General features: G+C 45.4%; 24 protein-coding genes. 7 read left to right on the top strand and 17 right to left on the bottom strand.

The features are described 5' to 3' along the window. Positions 1-231: 231 nt before the first annotated feature. From rpoH to ftsY, 4 genes are all read right to left on the bottom strand, one after another. A complete protein-coding gene (gene rpoH / locus CWO13_RS22545; protein ID WP_108083487.1) occupies positions 232-1,089 on the bottom strand; it encodes an RNA polymerase sigma factor RpoH in 858 nt (285 codons plus the stop codon). A 177-nt stretch (positions 1,090-1,266) separates the two neighbouring features. Continuing rightward, a complete protein-coding gene (gene ftsX / locus CWO13_RS22540; protein WP_017061038.1) occupies positions 1,267-2,235 on the bottom strand; it encodes a permease-like cell division protein FtsX in 969 nt (322 codons plus the stop codon). Continuing rightward, complete coding sequence (ftsE, locus tag CWO13_RS22535) at positions 2,222-2,899, bottom strand: cell division ATP-binding protein FtsE (RefSeq protein WP_004736585.1); 678 nt, start codon at positions 2,897-2,899, stop codon at positions 2,222-2,224. The genes ftsX and ftsE overlap by 14 nt, the downstream gene beginning before the upstream one ends. A gap of 78 nt (positions 2,900-2,977) precedes the next feature. Next, a complete protein-coding gene (ftsY, locus tag CWO13_RS22530) occupies positions 2,978-4,204 on the bottom strand; it encodes a signal recognition particle-docking protein FtsY (protein WP_102530370.1) in 1,227 nt (408 codons plus the stop codon). Positions 4,205-4,434: 230 nt separating this feature from the next. Between ftsY and rsmD the strand changes: the two genes are divergently transcribed. Together rsmD and CWO13_RS22520 are read left to right on the top strand one after the other, a co-directional pair. Continuing rightward, on the top strand, positions 4,435-5,037 hold the full coding sequence (rsmD, locus tag CWO13_RS22525) for a 16S rRNA (guanine(966)-N(2))-methyltransferase RsmD (protein ID WP_048658879.1): 603 nt from the start codon (positions 4,435-4,437) through the stop codon (positions 5,035-5,037). A 10-nt stretch (positions 5,038-5,047) separates the two neighbouring features. After that, positions 5,048-5,314, top strand: coding sequence for a DUF1145 domain-containing protein (locus CWO13_RS22520; protein ID WP_016784000.1), 267 nt, complete (start codon positions 5,048-5,050; stop codon positions 5,312-5,314). A 117-nt stretch (positions 5,315-5,431) separates the two neighbouring features. Here the strand turns inward: CWO13_RS22520 and CWO13_RS22515 are convergent, their stop codons facing one another. The 4 genes from CWO13_RS22515 to CWO13_RS22495 form a co-directional block, all read right to left on the bottom strand. Then, entirely contained in the window at positions 5,432-6,016 is a 585-nt protein-coding gene (locus tag CWO13_RS22515) for a YhgN family NAAT transporter (RefSeq protein ID WP_108083486.1), read from the bottom strand. Between the two features lie 231 nt (positions 6,017-6,247). After that, positions 6,248-6,484, bottom strand: a complete 237-nt coding sequence (locus CWO13_RS22510) for a YecH family metal-binding protein (protein WP_102432594.1) — start codon at positions 6,482-6,484, stop codon at positions 6,248-6,250. 90 nt (positions 6,485-6,574) lie between these two features. Next, positions 6,575-7,195 carry a lysoplasmalogenase gene (locus CWO13_RS22505; RefSeq protein WP_048658881.1) on the bottom strand — a complete coding sequence of 207 codons (621 nt, stop codon included), beginning with the start codon at positions 7,193-7,195 and terminating at the stop codon, positions 6,575-6,577. A 927-nt stretch (positions 7,196-8,122) separates the two neighbouring features. Further along, a complete protein-coding gene (locus CWO13_RS22495; protein WP_004736595.1) occupies positions 8,123-8,497 on the bottom strand; it encodes a hypothetical protein in 375 nt (124 codons plus the stop codon). 244 nt (positions 8,498-8,741) lie between these two features. Between CWO13_RS22495 and CWO13_RS22490 the strand changes: the two genes are divergently transcribed. Further along, positions 8,742-9,071, top strand: coding sequence for a DUF2500 domain-containing protein (locus CWO13_RS22490; RefSeq protein WP_017061032.1), 330 nt, complete (start codon positions 8,742-8,744; stop codon positions 9,069-9,071). Between the two features lie 72 nt (positions 9,072-9,143). Here the strand turns inward: CWO13_RS22490 and CWO13_RS22485 are convergent, their stop codons facing one another. The 7 genes from CWO13_RS22485 to rhtB form a co-directional block, all read right to left on the bottom strand. Further along, the gene (locus CWO13_RS22485) at positions 9,144-10,157 is read right to left on the bottom strand and encodes an acyltransferase (RefSeq protein ID WP_102478821.1); all 1,014 of its coding nucleotides are present in this window, start codon (positions 10,155-10,157) and stop codon (positions 9,144-9,146) included. A 124-nt stretch (positions 10,158-10,281) separates the two neighbouring features. After that, a complete protein-coding gene (arsJ, locus tag CWO13_RS22480) occupies positions 10,282-11,502 on the bottom strand; it encodes an organoarsenical effux MFS transporter ArsJ (RefSeq protein WP_048658883.1) in 1,221 nt (406 codons plus the stop codon). A 96-nt stretch (positions 11,503-11,598) separates the two neighbouring features. Next, positions 11,599-12,090 carry a cyclin-dependent kinase inhibitor 3 family protein gene (locus CWO13_RS22475; protein ID WP_108083485.1) on the bottom strand — a complete coding sequence of 164 codons (492 nt, stop codon included), beginning with the start codon at positions 12,088-12,090 and terminating at the stop codon, positions 11,599-11,601. A 186-nt stretch (positions 12,091-12,276) separates the two neighbouring features. Further along, entirely contained in the window at positions 12,277-13,278 is a 1,002-nt protein-coding gene (locus CWO13_RS22470) for an ArsJ-associated glyceraldehyde-3-phosphate dehydrogenase (protein WP_108083484.1), read from the bottom strand. A gap of 41 nt (positions 13,279-13,319) precedes the next feature. Then, positions 13,320-13,661 carry an ArsR/SmtB family transcription factor gene (locus CWO13_RS22465; protein WP_102432591.1) on the bottom strand — a complete coding sequence of 114 codons (342 nt, stop codon included), beginning with the start codon at positions 13,659-13,661 and terminating at the stop codon, positions 13,320-13,322. Between the two features lie 99 nt (positions 13,662-13,760). Further along, a complete protein-coding gene (locus CWO13_RS22460) occupies positions 13,761-14,981 on the bottom strand; it encodes an EAL and HDOD domain-containing protein (RefSeq protein ID WP_048662873.1) in 1,221 nt (406 codons plus the stop codon). A gap of 45 nt (positions 14,982-15,026) precedes the next feature. Next, positions 15,027-15,644, bottom strand: coding sequence for a homoserine/homoserine lactone efflux protein (gene rhtB / locus CWO13_RS22455; protein WP_108021120.1), 618 nt, complete (start codon positions 15,642-15,644; stop codon positions 15,027-15,029). Positions 15,645-15,725: 81 nt separating this feature from the next. Between rhtB and CWO13_RS22450 the strand changes: the two genes are divergently transcribed. Continuing rightward, complete coding sequence (locus CWO13_RS22450) at positions 15,726-16,706, top strand: alpha/beta fold hydrolase (protein ID WP_048662871.1); 981 nt, start codon at positions 15,726-15,728, stop codon at positions 16,704-16,706. 190 nt (positions 16,707-16,896) lie between these two features. After that, positions 16,897-17,724, top strand: a complete 828-nt coding sequence (locus CWO13_RS22445) for a Cof-type HAD-IIB family hydrolase (RefSeq protein WP_102432589.1) — start codon at positions 16,897-16,899, stop codon at positions 17,722-17,724. A 74-nt stretch (positions 17,725-17,798) separates the two neighbouring features. Here the strand turns inward: CWO13_RS22445 and CWO13_RS22440 are convergent, their stop codons facing one another. Then, positions 17,799-18,266, bottom strand: coding sequence for an EVE domain-containing protein (locus CWO13_RS22440; protein ID WP_108083483.1), 468 nt, complete (start codon positions 18,264-18,266; stop codon positions 17,799-17,801). Between the two features lie 39 nt (positions 18,267-18,305). On the opposite strand from CWO13_RS22440, the gene CWO13_RS22435 reads away from it, so the two are divergent. Then, positions 18,306-19,850, top strand: coding sequence for a COG3650 family protein (locus tag CWO13_RS22435; protein ID WP_108083482.1), 1,545 nt, complete (start codon positions 18,306-18,308; stop codon positions 19,848-19,850). A gap of 2 nt (positions 19,851-19,852) precedes the next feature. Then, positions 19,853-20,449, top strand: a complete 597-nt coding sequence (locus CWO13_RS22430) for a tRNA-uridine aminocarboxypropyltransferase (RefSeq protein WP_048662867.1) — start codon at positions 19,853-19,855, stop codon at positions 20,447-20,449. A gap of 145 nt (positions 20,450-20,594) precedes the next feature. Here CWO13_RS22430 and CWO13_RS22425 read toward each other — a convergent pair whose 3' ends face one another. Further along, positions 20,595-23,075 carry a bifunctional diguanylate cyclase/phosphodiesterase gene (locus CWO13_RS22425; RefSeq protein ID WP_108021116.1) on the bottom strand — a complete coding sequence of 827 codons (2,481 nt, stop codon included), beginning with the start codon at positions 23,073-23,075 and terminating at the stop codon, positions 20,595-20,597. Positions 23,076-23,252 lie beyond the last annotated feature (177 nt).

Here is a 23,252-nt window from a genome sequence, read left to right as displayed (position 1 = left end):
TTAACTGAAAAATATCCCCACTCGAAAAACCCCGTCAAAGCCTTACTACACCCTGCTTTTAGACAGCTGACGAATAAACTTCTCACAGAGTTATCCACAAAATCATTTTGCAAATTTCGATCGCAAAAGTTGAGAAATCGATCCAAAATAAAAAGGCCGAGATCTCTCGATCTCGGCCTTTTCAAAATTCAGTTATTTGCTAGCTCTGAAGCTAATAGAAACTAGATGCTATTAGAAATCGCCAACGGCTTGCTTCAATTTCTTCATCGCATTCTTTTCTAACTGGCGAACACGCTCTGCAGAAATGCTGTAGGTATCCGCTAAGTCTTGCAGGGTTGCTTTGTTGTCGTCTAACCAACGTGAGCGAACAATGTGTTGGCTACGCTCGTCTAAGCTTGCTAGTGCGAGTCCTAGGCGATTATTGGTGTGTGACTCCCAGTTAGCCGCTTCTATCGTTTCAGCAACGTCTGATGCTTTGTCTTCTAGGTAGTAAACTGGAGCTGTGTAAGCAGAACCGCCGTCGTCATCGTCCATGGGCGCTTCAAACGTCGCGTCTTGTGCCGCTAAGCGAGATTCCATTTCACGAACTTCAGAAGGCTCAACGCCCAGTTCACGAGCAACTGTCTCAACTTCACCGTTATTAAACCAACCTAAACGCTTTTTAGACTTACGAAGATTAAAGAACAGTTTACGCTGTGCCTTAGTTGTCGCAATTTTAACGATGCGCCAGTTACGCAGAACGTATTCATGAATTTCAGCTTTGATCCAGTGAACTGCGAAAGAAACCAATCGAACACCAACTTCTGGATTGAAGCGCTTAACAGCCTTCATCAAGCCGATGTTACCTTCTTGGACGAGATCAGCCATTGGCAGCCCGTAGCCAGAGTAGCCTCTTGCGACGTGCACCACGAATCGTAGGTGGGAAAGGATCAAGCCTTTCGCAGCATCGATCTCACCTTTGTAATGTAATCGCTCTGCAAGTCCACGTTCCTCTTCAGGTGTCAGCATTGGGTAGCTGTTCGCTGAGCGGATATAGCTATCTAAACTATCTTGTGTGACTAAAGCCATTTGATACGCTTGGTTTGCCATTCGGTTCCTCATCAATCTCTGATCTGGAGTAATACATCTATTAAAACCCGACAATCTTGAACCTAAAATGAACAGGTTTCAAGGAGGGGGAAGTAATTATGCATAATCAATTCGTCTATACAAGGCAAAAACTGGTTAAGAAGTGCCTATTTTTCGTCTAAATATGACTCTATTCACCTAAACTGGTTCAATTTCTTTTAGGTGACGCTGTGCAGAAAGCTTCGCAGCCACACTACCAAGCAGAGTTCCGACGATCAAAAGCAGTAAAGATTCATCCCAGCTCAGGCCAATTAAGCGGAAGTGGCTGTCATACAACTGAGCCAAGTCATCCACTGCACTGTTCAGTAATACGGTAATTAATGCCGTCATTACCCAAGCGCTAATCGAACCTAATACGCCAAACCACATCCCAGCATAAAGGTATGGTCGAAGAATGTAGCTGTCGGTCGCACCAATCAGCTTCATGGTTTGAATCTCTTCTTTATGCGCCAACACATTAAATCGTAGTGTATTGCCGATAATCAGAAATACCGCGCCCAACATCAATACCGTTAAGGTAATCACGATGACAGCCGCGAGTGCTTTGATCGCATCTAATCGAGCTAACCAATCTTCATCTAGGCGAACATCGGTTACTAATTCTTGTTGTTTAACTGTGCCTGCCAGTTCTTTAATTAAGGTATCGCTGTGTACGCTTGGCGTAATCACCAGCACACCTGGCAGTGAATAATCATCTAGGATAGTTAGGGCGTCTTCAAAACCAGAATACTGGCTGAGGTCTGCAAGCCCTTGCTGCGGAGATATGTACTCCACCAGCTCAACTTGATCCCAACTTTCGATTTCATCCTTGAGCACCATTACTCGTGGCTCAGGAATACCATCCTCTACATAAGCACTTATTTGTGACGGGCTAGTGACATCTTGCGCTACTTCACCCACATTTTTACCCAACAGGTACAAACAAGCTGGCATCGCCAACGCCATAGAGATCACCGCAAGGGTCAGCAAGTTGCCTAACGGGCGCTGCCACATTTGCGAGAACGATGACTTGGCTTGTTTCCAGTGAACAACAAAGAAGCCGTCGCTTGAAGCGCGGTTTGCTGCTCGATTAGATTGAGGTTTTTTGATGCGCTTATTCGCGGCCATAGTCTTCAACCTCACTCAAAAATCCTTGGTTTAATTCAAGATGGCGGTACTGAGGGCGAGTGTTCACTAACCCGATATCGTGCGTCGCTAGGATGATCGTCACACCTGCGCGGTTGAACTCTTCAAATAATCGCAACACACGGTTAGATAATTCAGGGTCTAGGTTACCCGTCGGCTCATCCGCAAGCAGTAGGGTTGGACGGTTCACCACAGCCCGAGCAATGCCCACACGTTGCTGTTCACCACCAGAAAGCTGGCTTGGCAAACAACGGGCTTTATCTAATAAGCCTGTCTTATCCAACGCAGCACTGACTCGGCGTTTTATTTCGTTTTCAGAAATAGATTCAATACGCATAGGCAGAGCGACGTTATCGAAAATCGAACGGTCCATCAGCAGGCGATGGTCTTGAAAAACAATCCCAATATTACGGCGTAAGAAAGGGATGTCTTTGGCTGGGATACGAGTGATATCGTGATCGTTGAACCAGACACGTCCATCGGTTGGACGCTCTATCGCGCAGATCAACTTCAGCAAGGTACTTTTACCAGCCCCAGAGTGCCCACCCAAAAAAGCCATCTCTCCACGTTTCAGGTGAAAGTCCACTTTTTGGAGCGCTTGTCTTCCACCTCGGTAGGCTTTACTCACTTGCTGAAATTTGATCACCGAAAATTCCTCTTACGATCACTAATATCAAATTTAAAAACGGTAGCAGATTAAGGATAAACCACTTTGCTACTCGCGTTACTCTTCGCGGCTAAATAGTGCTTCAATGAAGTCTTTAGATTCAAATGGGCGCAGGTCATCAATACCTTCACCCACACCAATGTAGCGGATTGGAATCTGGAACTGGTCAGCAATTGAGAAAATTACGCCACCTTTCGCCGTACCATCTAACTTAGTCAGTGTAATACCGGTTACTGGAGCCACTTCACTGAATAGTTTCGCTTGGCTGATAGCATTCTGACCCGTACCGGCATCGAGCGTTAGCATGATTTCGTGTGGTGCAGAGTCATCAATCTTCTTCATTACACGAACAATCTTACGCAGCTCTTCCATCAAGTTGCTCTTGTTCTGCAAACGACCCGCTGTATCGGCAATCACAACATCAACGCCACGTGCTTTCGCTGCTTCAATCGCATCGTAGATAACAGACGCACTATCCGCACCTGTGTGCTGAGCGATAACCGGCACATCATTACGCTGACCCCAAACCTGAAGCTGTTCAACGGCTGCAGCACGGAAGGTATCACCCGCCGCTAGCATCACTTTCTTGCCTTCATTTTGGAATTGTTTTGCCAGTTTACCGATCGTAGTTGTCTTACCTACACCGTTCACACCAACCATTAAGATAACGTAAGGTGTTTTAGTGGTATCAACAACCAGTGGCTGTTCTACTTGGCTTAAGATGTCTGCCATCTCTTCTTTGAGCAGACCATAAAGCGCTTCACCGTCTTTTAGGTCATTGCGAGATGCTTTTTCTGTCAGGTTTTCAATGATCTTAACCGTGGTATTCATACCCACATCAGCGATCAGAAGTTGCTCTTCTAGCTCTTCAAACAGATCTTCATCGATTTGCTTGCCTTTGAACAGACCGAAGAAACCGGCGCCGATGTTTGCTTTAGTGCGGCTTAGGCTGCGCTTAAGGCGAGCAAAGAAGCTTTCTGTTGGCTTCTCTTGTACTTCTTCAACCTTAGCTTGAGGAACAACCACTTCTTCCTGTTCTGCTTCTGCTTCTGCTTCTGCTGCGACAGGTTGCTGTTCTTGTTGAGCTTCTTCAAGCGCTTGCTCAGATGCAGTTGGCTTAGCGACTTCAGCTTCAGGCGCGACCTGTTCAGCCTCAACTTGTGATTCAACTTCAGTTTGATCTTCAACGCTTTCTACGTTCGCTTCATTCTGAGTTTTTGGGCTTTGTTCTTCTTCACCAAAACCAAGCCACGATAATAATCCGCGCTTCTTTTTTTCCGTCATCAGAGGAGTTTCCTAGATCTACTAATTAGCTGTATTGACTTAATACACGTCGACTCTTTGCTATTGTTATACAATACAAGCTTGTACAAACGAATAGTAAAGAAAAATGACAAAGCAGTGATAAGTTTGCTTTTAGCTTGATACACTTTGTCATTGCAAATTTATTTAATACACGAACCCACTTAAATTGGGCTCGGTATAGTATCACTTTATTAGCGGTCAAAAAATCTATGGTAAGACGTCGCCAGCAAAACACATCACAAAAAAAGCCATCCGGAGGCTTTGTTCGAATTATTAGTGGCTCATGGAGAGGTAGAAAACTGCCCGTCCATGATTTAGAAGGATTACGCCCAACCATTGACCGAGTAAAAGAGACACTCTTTAACTGGGTGGCTCAAGATATCCCACATTCAACTTGCTTGGATGTATTTGCCGGTTCTGGCGGTTTAGGTTTTGAAGCAGCTTCTCGCCAAGCAAAAATGGTGACGCTGCTCGAAATGAACCAAAAGGCTGCTAAACAACTTTCTGATAACGCGAAAGAGCTCAAAGCAGACAACATCAATGTTGTAAATACTGACGCTATCTCTTTCCTTAAGAAGCCAGGCACCCCTTACGATATGGTTTTCCTTGATCCACCATTTCGTAAAGGCTTATTGGCAGAAACAGTACAACTGCTTGAGAGTAACGGTTGGCTTGCAGACGATGCCATCATTTACGTCGAGACAGAGAAAGAGCTGAAACTCGAAGCTATGCCAGAGAACTGGGAGTTGCATCGCGATAAGACTACCGGACAGTCAAGTTACCGACTGTTCAATCGAATCACTGAAGAATAGGAGTTATTGAATGAAGTTCTTGCTTCCACTAGCAAAAGCAGCCATCGCCTTTGTTTGGTTTATCTTAATCGTAAATATTTTCTACCCGTTCCCGGGTAATGCGGCGATTGCGCTTTATATCATGACAGCGTTCTTGTTCTTCATGCACGGCCTGCAGATGCTGATTTTTATCGGTGCTTTCGGCGACAAGATCGAAATGTCACGTTGGGAGAAGTGGTCAATATTGATTTTCGGTGTCTTTGCCCTACTCGATATCCGACGCAAGCACATGATGTAATCAAGCTTAAGCTCAGATATAAAACGCTTAGCTACAGAAAACATCATGACAGAAACAGTAGAGACAAAAACGCCGCTCATTTGAGCGGCGTTTTTTTATTCAGCGATGATACTGATGTTAACCCATGTAGCCTTTCACACCATCTAGGAACATTTGCGTCGACAGCATAACCAGCAACAAGCCCATCAAGCGTTCGATGGCTTTAAGGCCTCTCTCACCCAACACTCGCAGGAAGAAGCCATTAAACATCAGAATGAAGAAGGTAGCGCCCCAAGCCAACATCACCGCGGCTGAAAGCTCTAACATGTTGTCAGGGTGCTGTGTCGACAACAGAATTAATGCCGCAATCACTGAAGGGCCAGCAATCATTGGGATCGCCATCGGCACAATAAACGGTTCTTCACCCGCCGCGAGGCCAGTAATACTACCCACACTTGGGAAAATCATCTTAATCGCGATGATGAACAGAATAATACCGCCAGAGATACTCAAGGTTTCAGGCTGCACATGCAGGAAGTTCATAATGCTTTGACCAGCAAACAAGAACAACAGCAGGATAATCAGCGCAAACATCAGTTCACGAACAAGAACAATACGACGACGCTTCGGATCAATATGCTTAAGGATAGAGAGCACGATTGGTAGATTGCCAAGCGGGTCCATAATAAGAAACAGCATGGTTGCTGCAGATAAAATTTCCATAAGTTTGTCTCGAAAAGCGTAAGTGCGCGGAGTATAGCAGCCTCAACATTGATTTTCGAACGCAGTAATAAAAGGATTAACTTATCTAATTAGAAGGGAATTTTGCGAGAGCAAATAGAAAAGTAGAAAGGAGAAAAGTAAAAAGAGAATTTAAAGAGTGAAGCCGAAACATAGCATCCACTCTTCTTAATCTATAAAAGCCAAAAGGCTCTGAAACCAAGTCACTGGGAGTTAGTGGTTACACACACGTTCGCGATTAGTGCAAAGCTTGTCATCAATAACTACGACCTTTTCCATCTTCAGGAAAAACTTCAGCAATCCATCTAAATCCAGGCCGTTCAGCTTACAGGTATGGAAACGAGCTTCTGCGCCATAAGTTTGAGCAAGCTCTTGCGTCAACTCTTCACAAGTCAGTGGCTTTTCACTCAGTAGGTTTAAAACGTTGTGTGCATGAATTTCGGTAGTCATAACTCTATCTCATGTTTAATGAAGTAGACGTAGATTACCTACTTTCATCTTAGCTGCCTTGATGTAGCTCAGAGTTAAGCTAGCTCTACCCTAAATGGTAAGGGAAGCAACAATGAGAGCGTGAGCCAGAAAGTAACTGCCCGTCACCCAAAAGTAGGCACCCTTAATGGGGCTACGATAGAAGTTTAGCGCGTATGCTAATGCAGAAAGCAGCAACACGGCACAACCAGCAAAACCCACCGCATGCGACAGTTGAGGATCAAGCAACCAGAGCTCACCAGAAGCCCATGCAAGCTGAATAAGCACGATACCCATGATAACCACAGGAAAGACGAGTTTGTCTAAGCGAGGCAGAAGTAAGAAGAAAGCAACGACACAAGCCGCTAACAGGAGTGCGAACAACCACCAGACCATTTCTCCTGATAGCTGTAACCAAAATGCTTTGCTGTAACAGAGCTGAGCCAGCAAGAAGCAAACAAAATGCAGAGGACGTTTTTGAGTAACAGTATGTAAGACATCTGCGATCGCAGAAACCGCCAACCCAGCAACGACCCAATAGGTAAAATCAGCAACGACAGATTGAGTTAAAGCAATGGTCGCTAATAATACAAAGGTAAAAACCTTATACGATAAGGCCTGACCGATATGTCCATGCTTCGTTCCTGCTATTGCTCCGATACCAGACAAGGAAACCGCCAACCAACTCCACATACCATTTGCCCTATTGCTTTAAATCGTCGCCAGTCTAGGCACACGAGTGTTGATGTAAAGCCTCAGCCCCTCAAAATTGGATCTTGATTACGCTTCCACTAAAAAGAGTCTCTTTAGATTGAAGTCGTAACAATTACCACAGTGACAATGACTATTCGTTTAAAACTAGAGCAAATCATCATAAAACCTATTCAAACTGGCATTAGAGTCGCCATACTTGAATTTTGGTCAATTCTAACCTATTGGCTCCATAAAAACTGGCCAAATTCCGGCAAATACCACACTTAAAAAATTAAAATCAATACATTTAAAGCAAACAATAACAATAACTTAAACAAACAAACTCAAGCTTAATAGGGAAATAAAAACTCCGACCAACCCTAGACTTGTAAAGTAGCCAGTTTTCTTTTTTAGAACCCAGTTTTGTCAGGTTATTTCAAGCCCCCGGTAAAAACCGCCACAAAAACCAAGTCGAAAACTTAAAAAATCAACCAAAACAAACCTAGCCACCGCCAACCCTTATTAATACAGTTTAACAACCTTTAACAATATAAATTACACAAAACAACCATTTAAAAACAACAGGTTAAACCAAATTAGAACAAACATAAATCACAACGAACAAAATAAGAACACACCATAAAACACAGTTAAATACACTCAAACAAGCAAAAAACTCATAGTTTTCTACTACTTTTAAAGCTTTCGAAAGTAATTATTGATCTAAAGCCATAAGTAGTGCTATTCTTTAAAACATAGCGAGAGACAACCAAATTTAGGAGTAGTGTTATGATTTCATCTTCGCAAAGACAAGGACTTGTAATGATCGCGGTAGTTGTAGGTCTAATGACACTACCGATGATGTACTAAGCAAGTTACAGATAAAAAAAGGGACGCCATGAGCGTCCCTTTTTTTGTTCAATTTTTTCATTTCGAAAACAGATGCAGTGTTAGCACATCCCAGTTCGCATAATAGAAACCTGCGGCAGCCAAAGTCATTGCCATCATTAGTAAGATCGCAACTCGCCAAATAAAACGACCACTACGTGGAGTCAGCTCCTTCTCACAGTCGTTACACATCATGATGAACTTATGTTGGTCTTCCAACTTAGCCTCATGTTCATTGACTACCTTGTTACGACACGTTGCGATATAACGCAGCTTGCTCACCATATCGTGCGGTAGCCTTTCTTCACAGCTTGTTACAAGCTCATGCAATCCTTCGCCTTCGGCATGATATTGAAGCCTCAATAATTTCTCTATATTGCGAGTTCTTGTCACCACTTTTTCAATATCGGTCATCTTGGCCCTCCCACTCCACACTATAATTCTAGTCGAGCATTTCCCTATTCTTATACAAAATCACTGTTATTTACGAGAGAAAGAGACAATAAATAACAATGCTTTATCCCAAACTGGCCATTAAATGTGATGTCCGCCGAAAAATAATCAGCTTGGCTTACAACAGTTCACGAATAACGGCTTTAAACACATATCCCTATTGCCTGAAAGACTAGAATAACCATCACGACTACATGGAGGTTATATGCCTAATTCACTCTTTTTTGCCATTTTTGCACTCGCTGCTCTAGCGGCTTGGGTATTTATTGGTTTCTATCGAAAACACTCGCAAGGTGAAAATGCGCCAGAGAAGAAAGTGAATGTCACTGTGTTAGACAAACAATCCATCGACCTTCCTGACGCAGAACCTGGCCAAGAAGATCAAGAGTACTGGATTTACGTTCAACGTGGTGTGGTTGGTCCGAAACGCGAATTCCAAGTCGGAATCCACTATTTCCACGCCCTTAACCCCGGCGACAAAGGAACCTTAACCTACCAAGGCGATAAGTTCTTACACTTTGCGTTGAAACGCTAATCGTAAGCCGCTTCAACGATTCATCAAAAACCGACCACCAGCGATAATAACTAATGGCTTTAGTATTAACGACTAAGGCAATAACCAACGCGTTTTCTCAGACTTAGATACCATCCAGCTCATCCAAAGCGCACCTGCGCCACTGATCACAATCCATAATGGGATAACCCACGCAGGGTGTCCCTGGTACCAACCAAACTCTTTCATTGGCCACAAGAAGATAGGATGCAGCAGGTAGATACCTAAACTGTGCTTACTGATAAAGCCAACCACTTGGTTACTTTTCTCAGATAATCCTTCTCCGTAATAACGACACAGCATAAACACCATGCTCGCTGCTAATACCGTATTCAACGTCTTGTAAGATAACCAGCGCCCCACCGTGTACTCTTCTGCTACCAAGCTTGCATCAACTACCATGTAAACCGTGGTTAGTAACGCTAACCCACCCAGTAACACACTCACGCCGACTGTCACCTTGTTAAGTGGCACAATCTTATACAGCAAGTATCCCAATGGTAAGTAACCGGTGTACAGCCACAATTCGTGGCTCCAAGGACCGTCGATTCTCAGTAAGAACAGTAATGTTGTGAGCAGCCATACCGCCGTAAAGGCATAGACCGATCTATCACCGTACTTTCTGACCATGATCTGCAAGAACGGAATCACAAAGTAGAGCGGGATAAAGTAATAGAAGAAACCGAGGTGGTAATAGGTGTAATGATGATAGCTATTGAGCAACACGTCCCAACTGACGTCGGCATCAAAGCCCATCGCAGACCAACCAGATAGGTAGGTATAGAAAAGCGACCAAACGATGAAAGGTATCAATACTTTGCCTAGGCGTCGCTTGAGGTAGTACTTAGCGTCAAACGGGCGCTGATCGCTTAACATCAAAGCACCCGTTATCAATATAAAGACAGGTACAGCCCAGCGGCTGAAGCCATTGACGCTGATTGCTGTTAACCATTCGCCGAAAGGAACGGTTCCTAACTCATTGCGATAAGGCGCCAAAACATGAATCGCGATAACCGCTACGGCCGCGACACATCGTGCTAAATCAAAAAAGAGAATTCGCTGCTTCATGTAAATGCCTGATTAATATTCAATCATTCTACTATAGCAATAAAAAAGCTGACCGGAATAAATACCAAGTCAGCTTAGTGTTAAAGGAGATGCTTATCGCGAATTTAGCTCATGCGGCTGAAGCTTATGCTGCTGAGATTTGCGGTATCCTAGGTAAACGCAGAGAGATCACCGTCGTTATCGCTAAGAATGCGAAGGAAACCCACAAACACGCAGACAAACCTGCCATTTGGAATACCAAGCCCGACAATATCGTGCCAATCAAACGGCCCATCGCATTTGCCATGTAGTAGAAACCGACATCAAGAGAAACGCCATCGCCTTTCGCATAACTCACAATCAAATATGAGTGAAGTGATGAGTTCACCGCAAAGATAGCACCAAACACCATCAAACCACCCACGATAACTAGCTCTGGTTGCCAACCAATCTGTACCGCATAAGCAATGGCAGCGGTCACGATAGCCAACGCACCAGCCCATAACAGCGCGGCATGCCCATCTGGCACCTTACCCTGAGCTTTACCCGTAATCTTCGGCGCTATGCCTTGTACAAAGCCATAAGCGATAGTCCAAGCCGCTAAGAAACCGCCAACCCATGAGTGATCCCAACCAAACACGCTGCCGAGATAAATTGGCAAAGCAATCACAAACCACACATCACGAGCACCAAACAAGAACATGCGAGCTGCAGATAGGATGTTGATGGATTCAGATTTAGAGAAGATCTGTTTGAACTTAGGCTTGGTTTTCGCTTTACCCATGTCCGCTTCTAAGCTCAGCACACTGCCAATGAAGACCAAAGTCAGCACAGCTGCCATCGCAAGCACTGCATATTGGAAGCCAATCGTTGAAAGCAGTAAACCGCCAATAAAGAAGCCTGCACCTTTCAGGGCATTCTTAGAGCCTGTCAGAATTGCAATCCACTTATACAGCGCGCCTTGCTGCTCATCCGGCACTAAGGTCTTAATTGAGCTCTTGGCGCTCATCTTATTGAGGTCTTTAGCGATACCAGACAAGGCCTGCGCCGCCATTACCCAAGGAATAGTCAACATCGCCGTTGGCACCGCGAGCATACCCAAGGCGACAACTTGCATCCCCAAACCAATGTTCATGGTCTTATTGAGGCCAAGACGTGCGCCCAACCAACCACCGATTAGGTTCGTCACCACACCAAAGAATTCATAGAAAAGGAACAGCGAGGCGATCTCTAACGAACTGTAGCCAAGGTCGTAAAAATACAAGACCACCAGCATACGAAGTGCACCATCAGTAATGGTGAAGTTCCAGTAGTTGAAGGTCACCAACATGTATTGGCGAACGCTCTTACTTAGATTTGAAAACATAATGCTATCTCTGCAACCAAAACAAAAAGAGCTTTTGGATCATGATAAGTTCAACACTCCAGATACCAAAAGCTCCCTGTCTAACACTGATGACTATTAGCTATTCGCTACGCCATTAATGTACTCAACCTGGATAGATTTAGTGAAGGCACCTGGACGCAGTGCCTGAACTTCTTGAACGATCTTATCGAGGTCCCAGCCTTTTTCTAAAAGCAGATGAGCTGCGAATAAACCTGTACGGCCAGAACCGCCCATGCAGTGCATCGCTACCTTACCGCCATTATCCACAACTTGATGTAGCTCTGGGCTTGCTGCTTGCCACTTCTGCGCAAAGTCAGCACCCGGTGCACAATCATCTTCGATTTCAATTTGGAACCATTGCATGCCTAGTGCTTGTGCTTTCTCACCTAGCTCAGAAACATTCTTGCTCGCCAGTTCTTCACTGTCTAAAGCCGTCACAATCGCTTCTACGCCTTGCGCTTTAAGTTGAGCTAGAGATGCATCGAGGTCAGCTTCCTTAGTGCCTGGGCACGGAGTAAGCACTAACGCACCAGTTTCTAAATCTAGTTGCCATGTTGGATGTGTCATTGTGTATTCTCTTAAATTCTTATAGAACCAATACTCAAAATAATTGGAGTTGCAGGTAGCCAACCTTTTCCCTAAAAAGGAGTGAAGTTCAGCCCTATGAGCATAGGGGCTCTATGTGATTAGGGCGGCCGGCGTTCCGGTGAACTTACGCAGTTAACAACGCTGCAGCTTCAAGTATGAAGAGTATTATGCAAGGCCGACTGTACGTACTAGCTCAGCCGTACGTGTCGCGTAACCCATTTCGTTATCGTACCAAGCGTAGATCTTAACCATGCGCTTACCCACTAACATAGTTGATAGTGCATCTACGATGGTTGAGCGTTGGTCGCCTTTGTAATCGATAGAAACCAGCGGACGCTCTTCAAAGCCAAGAATGCCTTTCAGTTCGTTCTCAGACGCTTCTTTTAGCATCGCGTTAACTTCTTCTGCTGTGGTGTCTTGCTTCACTTCGAAGATGATGTCAGTCAGAGAAGCGTTCGCTAGTGGTACACGAACCGCGTGGCCGTTAATACGGTTTTCAAGCTCAGGGAAGATCTCAACGATCGCTTTAGCACTGCCCGTTGTTGTAGGAATAAGGCTCATGCCACATGCACGTGCACGACGTAAGTCCTTGTGGGGTGCATCTAGAATAGTTTGCGTGTTGGTTAGATCGTGAATCGTTGTGAATGACGCATTCTCGATACCAAGCTTCTCGTTGATCACTTTAACCACTGGCGCGATACAGTTTGTTGTACAAGACGCTGCGGTTACGATTTTGTGTACTGCTGGGTCGAAGATATTGTCGTTCACACCAACAACAATGTTTGCGATGCCTTCTTCTTTCACTGGCGCCGATACCACAACACGCTTCACGCCCTGCTCTAGGTATTTGTTTAGGAAAGATGTCTTACGGTGAACACCTGTCGCTTCGATAACCACATCACAGCCAGACCAATCGATCGCATCGATGTCGCGCTCTTGTGTGGTCTTGATGCGCTGGCCATTAATGATCATCTCATCGCCTTCTGCAGTTACTTCGTGGTGAAAGCGACCTTGAACTGAATCGAACTCTAGAAGATGTGCTAACGTTGCGGTATCGCCCGCGACATCATTAATTTGTACAAACTCTAGCTCTGCCCAGTCGAATGCTGCGCGAAGTGCTAGACGGCCAATACGACCAAAACCATTAATACCTACTTTAACTGTCATCGTATGCTCTCTCAGCTAGTGGTGAATCTAAAAATATTCAATTAAACGCAACATTGAGGGCGTGAAGTCATTTCTTCTAAGCGATCAATGTCTTGTTGGTATTCAGTTTTCAAACAGTTCGATGCGATAAGGTCATCAATTAACTTTAGCATCCAACCCGGTAAATCTTGTGACAGGCGGTAAAACACCCACTGCCCTTGGCGAACGTCAGTCAAAATGCCGTTGGAGCGCAACTGCGCAAGGTGGCGTGAAACCTTTGGCTGACTTTCTTGTAATGCCTGAGTCAACTCACCAACAGAGAGGCACTCTTGGCGCACAATCATCATTAAGCAACGCACTCGCGTTTCATCAGACAGTAATTTAAAGAATTGGTGAGGAAGCATAATTACATACTCATATATGGATATGCGTATATATTAGTTGTAAAAAAACGCACGTCAAGGCGTGCGTTTCAATTGTCATAAAAGTTTAACGAATAAACATCAGAGCTTGTTGGTCACGGTATGACTCCAACGGCGAGCTTCAGTAAGCTCCGTTTTGACCTGATCCACGCTTAACCCTAAATCAGCGCAGTGCTCATCAATCTGTTGCCAATCAGCATGTTCAAAGCTCTCTTCAAGCGCGAGTAAGGTACCGTATGGTCCTTCTCTACGAAGCAGAGCCACCTTGATACTTTTACACAAAGGCAGTTGCTCAACTAAATTCTCTAACGATAGGTCGAGCAATGCATCCAGCAACGAGAACAAACCGATCATAAAGGCTTGCTCAGTGTGCCCTTCAAACGCTTGGTAACGAGACATACGCTGACAAAATTGCGCTCGCTGTAAAGACAAGCCATACAACTCTTTCGGCTTTTTATCAGAAACATAAGACGCTACCGCCAGCGAAACAAACATTTTCAGCTTCTCTTGCCCCAAGTAAACCAAGGCCTGACGGAATGACGAAATAGTTACCTCAAGACGAGGCGACATGGTGTTTACAAAGCGCAGTAGCTTATAAGACAAAGCGACATCCTTTGCGACGATGCTCTCGACACGCTGAAAGTCGACATCCGGCTTGCACACTTCTTGGAACAGCTCCATGGCAATCACTTGTTCAGGGCTGATGTACTTGGTCTTGATGATTTCCGGTTTGCTAAAGAAGTAGCCTTGGAAGAACTTAAAACCCGCCTCTTTCGCTTGCTGGAATTCTTGTTCGTTTTCGACTCGTTCAGCAAGAAAGCTAAATTTCTTCCCTTGATGCGCCCTAACCAAATTACACGCCTCATCTAAGCCCATCTGCATGATATCGAGCTTAACAATATGCGTATATCTGAGGAAACGTTCCCATTCTGGAGTCGAAGTAAAATCATCTAGGGCGATCATGTAGCCCGCTTGGTAGAGCTCTTTAACGGCTTCTAATAACTCGTCGGTCGGTTGGCAGGTTTCAAGGATCTCAACCACCACCTTGTCTTTCGGCAAGCTCAGTGGCAGCCGACGAATCAGGCTTTGATACGGGAAGTTAATAAAGCAGCGTGAAGAAGGGATCGAAGGGTTCAGCCCGACCGACAAGAAATTCTCAACAATCAGACGATACGTTGCTCGATTAGACTCTATATGCGCTGGATAGGCATTCCTTTCTCCGTCACGAAACAGCAGCTCATAACCAAGCGTGTTTTTGTTTCGGTTTAAGATAGGTTGTCGAGCAACGTAGGTAGCGGTCATTTCTTGATAACTCTAATTGGTTGAACTATAACTCTATTGCTTTCACTAGGCTTTAGCGGCAGCCAGCAATGCGCCGCAGCCCATGAACATACCACCAAAGATTTTATTTATCTTACCCATTATGCGATCTGAACGAATAAAACGTCCCATTTGTGACGCTAATGAGGTGTAACCCAACATAACAACGCTATCAATGAATACCGTCGTCACACCTAGCACTAATAACTGTGGTGCTTGCGGTTGTGTTGGATCGATAAATTGAGGGAACAGAGCCACCAAAAACACGATAGATTTAGGGTTGGTAAGGTTGATCAGCACCGCATTTCTTAGCAGCTTGCCACTCGATAACGTTGAGCTCTCTTCAGAAGCCACTAGGCTAGAGTTATCACGCCACTTTTGAATACCCAACCAAAGAAGATACACCACACCCACCCATTTGATGATGGTGAACGCCAATGCAGATTGAGCGACTAACGCACCAATACCCGCGCCCACCAGCATGATGTGAAATGCAAGGCCAAGCTGCAAACCTACGATCGACGCGAGTGACTTCTTAGTGCCATAACTTAGGCCATTACTGATTGAGTTAACGGTACCTGAGCCCGGAGCCAAACTGAACAAAATCGCCGTGACGACATAAGCAAGCCAAACATGAGTATCCATTTGCATTTCCTTACTAGTTCTTTAATCTAACAACATTAGTAGCGATAAAGCTCTCACATGCACCAGTTCAGGTAATTTCCCATGGAAAACCACAGCGCCGCCCCGTTTTCGTACACGCAAGAACCTCAATTCGAGCAAGCGATTAAACACCCGATCCCCACCCTTTGGCAACAACGAAAAGATGGGTATGTAACATCATCCGGTAAAAAGAGGCTGTACTGGTGTAGCCTTACTTCAGAGGCGCATACCAAGGCGATTGTTATTTCAAATGGCCGTATCGAGTGCTGCCAAAAATACCAAGAACTCTTTTATGATTTCTATCAACAAGGCTATGACGTTTATTCATTTGACCACCAAGGTCAAGGCCAGTCTGAACGTATGGTAACAGACTCTGACATCGGTCACATTCATGAGTTTGATGATTATGCATCTGACATGTCTGACGTCATTGCCAGTTTTGATCTCAGTAAGTATTCCAATCGCTATCTGCTCGCGCATTCAATGGGCAGTACCATCGCGACTCGCTACCTACAAACTCATCCAGACCATCCGTTTGATAAGGTCACTCTGTGTGCGCCGATGTTTGGCATCAACACTGAATGGTACCTAAAACCTATCGCGATGATTGTTGGACAAGTGCTTACCGCATATCACGCCAAGCCAGTTTACGCGCCGGGGCAGCAAGCGTATTACTCGAAGCCTTTCGAAAACAACTTACTGAGCCACAGCAAGGTTCGCTATCAGTGGTTCCGTCGCTTATATGACGAGTCACCCTCTTTGCAGGTGGGTGGGCCAAGTACGCGCTGGGTATGGCAAGGATTAATGGCAGCCAAGCAAGCGATTCAACAAACTCGCCAAATCAAAATCCCTCTACTATTGATTCAAGCTGGGGAAGAGAAGATTGTCAGTAACGATGCTCAAGTGAAGTTCATCAATAAGCTGAAGAAAACCAACTCGGATTGCCAATTTAAGGTCATCGAAGGTTCTAGACATGAGGTGTTGTTTGAGAAAGATGAGTATCGTAATCCAACATTGGGGGCTATTACTCAGTTTTTTGCTTAGCGTTAGCGTGACAACAAGAAAAGTAACGGACAGCAGAGAGAGTCGCTAAAGAGGAAGAGAAGTAAGTGAGCTTTGCCCTCTTTTCTTGCATGAATTTGGCATACAATTTCTACCTAGAGATATTGTAGTTAAAACGATTCTAGCGTTGGCTAGCGTCAATATTGATTCAGCATTTTGCAATGAGGGTTAAATGAGTATTCCTGCACTTAAAGATTCCGTGAAAATTGTCGCTTCTGATTTAGATGGTACGCTTTTGGCTCCCAACCATCAGCTAAGCGACTTTACCAAGTTGACGCTAAAGAAATTACACGACCAAGGTTATACCTTCATCTTCGCTACGGGTCGTCACCACGTCGATGTGGCGGGTATTCGTCAGATTGCAGGCATTCCGGCGTACATGATCACATCAAACGGTGCACGTGTGCATGACCAGAACGATCAATTGATGTATAGCCAGAACGTACCTCAGGAACTCGTTCAGCCTGTTATTGATATCGTTCGCCAAGATCCAAACCTCTTTATTCACATGTACCAGAATGAAGATTGGCTACTAGACCGTGAAGATGAAATGCTGGCTAAGTTCCACAGTGAATCTGGCTTTAGTTACAAACGCTTTGAAGCTGACAACGCACCAAGCGAAGGCATCGCGAAAGTCTTCTTCACACACCCAGATCAGGATCACGAATATCTCGTCACGTTTGAACAAAAGCTAAGAGATGCTTTTGGCGACAAACTGAACATCGCCTTCTCTACACCTTGGTGCTTAGAAGTGATGGCTGCTGAAGTATCTAAAGGCCACGCCTTAGACGCTGTTGCGAAATCATTGAACCTGACACTGGATAACTGTGTTGCCTTTGGTGATGGTATGAACGACGCTGAAATGCTGGCGATGGCGGGTAAAGGCCTAATCATGGGCACATCACATGAAAAAGTGATGAAAGCTCTGCCAGACAATGAAGTGATTGGCAGCAACGCAGATGATGCCGTTGCTCACTACTTAGAAAAGAACCTACTCTAAGCAGTCCCAATAAAACATAAAGGCAGCCAACTGGCTGCCTTTTTTGAACCTTACGTAAAAAGCTCTCTCTAACGCTATCGAGAACCTAGCACTTCTTTGCTTAAGATGCTCTGCCACTCCTGCACTGTAACAGGCATGATGGACAAGCGATTACCGCGCTTCACCAATGGCATTTCTGATAGCTCTGGCATTGCTTTCAATGTTGCTAAGGGAATCAAACGCTCAGTCACTCGTACAAACTCGACATCAACCATTATCCAACGTGGGTTATCGGGTGAAGACTTAGGATCGTAGTAATCACTCTCAGGATCGAATTGAAAGTGGTCTGGGTAGGCTTCTCTGGTTACTTTAGCGATCCCCGCTACGCCAACTTTTTTACATGATGAGTGGTATATCATCACCAGATCGCCAAGCTTGACGTCATCACGCATCATGTTTCGAGCCTGATAGTTGCGTACACCCTCCCAACAAGAGGTTTTTTGTACTCTAAGAGTCTGAATAGAAAAGGTGTCAGGTTCTGTTTTAAATAACCAATATGCCATAATAAATCCAATTAACGGTTGCTCCGAGGAAGATATAACATGAAGGTAATGAAAAACCCAGTGACATGGTTAGTCGCATTCGCGCTACAAGGTTGTGTAACGGCGCCAGATACGCAGCAACAACCTGAAGTTCCACCAGCAACCTTGGACGAGCCACTGAGCATTCAACCGCAAACCTTCATCATGCGTGGTCAGGTTGTGGTTGGCCATGAGAGCCGAACCTTTACCCCTTGCGGTAGCCAGCAACAATACTGGTTAGACTTATCGCCAGAGCTAGCACTCGAGGCTCAAGGCTTAGCGACCAGACCTTATCAAGCCTTGTATGGTGAGCTCATCGGTCACCTAACGGTACCAAGCCAAACTGGATACAATGCCGACTTCACCGCACGCTTCGTGGTTGACCAAGTCAATATCCTCACTGCAGAGAACCCTGATCGTTGTGACCAACCTTTGCGCTCTACTCGTGTGTTCGGCAATGAACCATTCTGGTCAGCGACTTTTGATAAAGATCAGCTGAAATACACCAAGATGGGCGAACAGCCACAGATCCTCAGCATTGAATCCAGCCGCACCACTCCAAGCACTCGTGACTACCAACTAGAAGGTCAATCAGCGCAAGGCGAACTCAACCTGATCAAAGAAAGCTGTAGCGACGGCATGAGCGACTCTATCTATGGCTGGGAAGCCAAGCTCAACTTCAACGACAGCAGCTACAATGGCTGTGCGACGCTCTCTAACCAAGATCCAACGCTGGACTGGAGCGGACTCTACTTCGCTAGCTCAACGCAAAACTCAGGGTTCTCTATCAACCTTGAACTCAACGATGACCACAGTGCTATCACGACTTATTCATACAGCAATGGAGACCCTTCTATTGTTGAGCAAGGCTTCTGGCAACAACTGAACCAAAATCAGGTACAAGTGGTGATGACTCGCCATCAGCAACAGTATTTGATCTCCGAGCGTATCTTCACACTCGATAATGGCAAGCTGGTCGCTGAAAAAGAGAAAGTGGGCAACGTGGTCTATCCGATTGCCAATGGCGGTCTGGTGCTATTCGAAGCTAAGAGTGCGCAAGCGCAAGTAAACACCATCACTAACGTTGATCTAAACGCAAAGCAGGTGAACTCCAGCGATCAACTTGATCCAAAAGTCGACCAAGCGATCCGCGAGTATTTTAAGATCAACAACAGCTCACCTGACGATACCAAGTACCGCTGGTTAACCTACGACCTCAACGGTGACGGCAAAGAAGAGCTGTTCGCCCAACTCGATTGGTGTGGTTCTGGTGGCTGTACACTGCTGATTTTCGAAAACCATCAAGATAACTGGCGCTTCAATAGCCGAGTGACACTGGTTAAGGGCGACATACGCTTAGGTAAATCGCAAAACCACGGCTGGCAGGATCTGATCTTCAATGTCAGTGGCGGCGGTACTACACCTGCAAAACACACCCTGTCATACTCAGGTGTCAGCTACCCGCTAAACCCAAGTGTTGCTCCAGTTGCAGATGATGCTGATATCAGCGACGTGGTTTTGTTTGCTGATGGTATCTCACCCGCACAAAGTGGAGTGAAGCTGTAAACATGAGTAACCAACAAGCTTGCCCTGGTTGTGGCTTCACTCACCAATGTATTTGTCACTTGATACCTAGTGTCAAAAGCCAAATCGATCTTGTGCTGCTCACTCATGAGAATGAACTGTCACGCGATACCAACACCGGAAAGCTGCTTCAGCAATCCCTTGAGCAGTGTCAGTCCATTGTATGGCAAAGGAAAACACCACCAGCGGAGCTAATCGCGCTGCTTGAAGATGAAACACGACAACCGTTTCTTTTATTCCCAAGTGATCAAAGTATCGAGTGCCAGCAAGCCGTGATGACCCAAGCCCAGCGTCGTAAGCCGCTATTCATCATCTTGGATGGCACATGGCAAGAAGCGAAGAAGATGCTTAACAAGAGCTCGTGGTTACAAGCTGTACCACAAGTTCACCTCGACATCACCAGCGAATCCTCTTACACCTTGCGCCGAAATCAAGACAGCGGCCACTTGTGTACTTGTGAAGTGGGTATTGAGTTACTCAAATCTTTAGGTGACAGCGAGTCAGCCAAGCTCATTGATGACTACTACCAGCATTATCTAAAAGTCTTCCATGCCGACAAGTGTGGCCACGCCCTCAAATAGACCAAGCAGGCGCGCGCGAGGCAATAAACACATTTCAGGACAAGACCGATACTAAAAACAAAAAGGGTGAGCCATAAGCTCACCCTTTTTACATCGTACTTTAGTTATTGAGCCAACCAGTGTTTCACGTGAAACGCTCGCTCCATCAAAACAAACGCTGAGGTTGACCAAAGTAATAGCCTTGCAGGTAATCGACCCCCATGTCTTCGGCAATACGACACACCTGCTCATTATGAACGAACTCAGCCACCGTCTTAGCATTCAGAATCTGGCATAAGCTCACTAACTGCTGAGCGATCTTGCGTTGCTTTTTATCTTTATCAATATTGCGAATCAAACTGCCATCAAGCTTGATCACCTGTGGTTCTAGCTTCAATATCTCATCAATGTTCGAATAGCCCGAACCAAAGTCATCAACAATAATATTCACACCAAGATCGCGGAAGTGGTTACACACCTCGATCAAGCGACCGTAATCCTGAATTTGTTCCGTTTCTAGCACCTCCAAGCCAATACGCTGTGGGTGACTGATTTTCTTGATGGCTTGCTCAAGGTGAAGAATGGTTTTCTCATTGCTGAAATCTTGTGGTGCTAAATTAATTGAGAACGAATCGGTTCGCTGACTCATAAAATCGAAGGTGCGCGTTATCATCTGACGACTGAGGCGTGTATAGAGATGGGTTCCTTCAATGATTGGTAAGAACTTACCCGGTGCAATCAGCTGACCGTCCTCTTCAATTCGAACCAAACACTCGTGGCTCTCTACCTGATGACTGTGTGCTGAGACAATCGGTTGAGAACACGCCACAATATTCTGATTAAGCACAGCGCGACTCACGCACGACAGCCAACCAAGTTGTTCTTGGCGATGCTTCTCCAATTGAATGAGTGCCTTGGCGCTCACTAAGTGTTTGTTTTGGCTGACGGCGCTACGCCGCGCATCAATCGCCTTCAACAATAAGTCATCAATAGAGGTAGTCGGGAAATCTCGACGGCTGGCAATACCCGCACAGATAGACACCGACAAGTAATCAATATCGGGTAAACCGGTCGGCTCAAAATTCACATGCTCGGTTTGATCAGCAAATTCCGAGAATCGCTGGTGGATATGTTCTTGGCTCGCCCAACTATCAAACACCACCGCCCACTCACCAATACCGATACTGTAGAGCTGACAGCCCTCATCAAAGAACTGCCACAGCGCCTTTTGAAAGTACTCACTCAAATCATGCAGAAGCTTGTCACCCACTCGATAGCCGTACTTCTCATTGATCTGACCAAAGGTCGTGACCTTCAAAGCTAGCAAGTGGCTATCACTGCTCATTTTCGACAGCTTCTCACGCAACACACTTCGATTGGGTAAGCCAGTACGGTGATCAATTCGGTAGCTTGCCGTCAATGCAGTGGCTTGCTGCTGAATCTTACTCGCCATACTGTTATTCATATCATCGACATCAAGCAGTGCATTTCGAATCAAGGAAAACAGAGGGGATATATTGGTCGCGGGTTGTGTCTCTAATGGCAATACCACCTTACCCTCGCCTTCTCTAAGCGCAAGGTAAGTGAGGCTATGGTGCAAGATTCGCTGTTGGCTATTCTCTTGATAAAGTTCTCCCATGCAGTAAACGCCATAGCTGTCGGCCAATTTTTGGAAAACCTCTACCTCTTGGTTGCCATCGATAAAGTCGATGCGAGATGTGCAGTTGTAAATGAAGAACTGTTCTGGCCTATGAGAGGCGATCTGCTGCACGCCAAGTCGTATTTGCTCTAGGGTCAATGATGGATGGTCATAACAAAACCGGACCTCATCGCCCACTTGGAACTGGCCGCTGAATTCTATCTCTCCACTTTCCGCTACCTTGAGCGGTAAGTGAATGTTTTGCTCTTTCGGCTCACCGACCATCAACGGAAAGTTATGCAGTTGCTCAAAAGGCACTTCGAAGCCATCAGCGAGGTAACGATTGTAGAGTTCGCGAACAGGCATGCCATCCAATTCCAGCAACCGGTTATCTTGAGCACCTGTCACTCGGAAAGTCCGACCAATCGGATTCCACTCAGTGTAATAACCTTTAGCGATGGAGAGTTCGACACTGTGCAGCGCCAACATCACATAGGCATTTTCATAGCAAATGCCGTCTAACATCACCCATCGCCCATTATCTGTGATGGTCGATGCACCACCACAGATAGGTAATGAATACCTCGACTGCTCAAATGCTGAAAATAGATCTCGGTTATTTATCTGCAAGCGGTCTGCGAAACAAATGATGCTTTGAGTATTATCATTGCACTCAAGCTGTTGCCACATAGCGTGGCTATCAGACAATGGTTGTTCGCTATATTCGACAACACCACAGGAGTAAGACGTCGTGTCAAAGCGGGTAACAATCAGATAAAGACCTTGGTGTAGGATGACACCTTGGCTAATGTAATGGTTAGCGCTGCAACCAATCAGTTTGGCATTGGGGAATGTCGATTGAATCACTTGGCAGGCAGCCAAAACAGAACCTTTCTCGAAAGACGAAAACACCTGAATCAGTAGGCTTTCATGTTGATGAAAATCTATCTTTTCCAATTCAAGTTGGGTTTGCTCAATGTCTTGTATCAGGAGAGAAGTCGACTGCATATTCACATTAATCGTTACGTTAATGATCTGTTATTGTGCTTATTATAGATAAGGCTTGCACGGAATACTTACGATCGTGCTATGAATAATGTGACCTTAGTAAGACATCATTCATTCCGCCAAAAAGCAGTCATTAATGGCGGCGCAGTACTTTTATCGTCAGTAGTTATACTGATA

Source organism: Vibrio sp. ZF 223 (genome assembly GCF_003050585.1).
Lineage (GTDB): Bacteria > Pseudomonadota > Gammaproteobacteria > Enterobacterales > Vibrionaceae > Vibrio > Vibrio crassostreae.
Note: the sequence above shows the minus strand (reverse complement) of the source record. Positions and strands in the feature narration are given on the sequence as shown.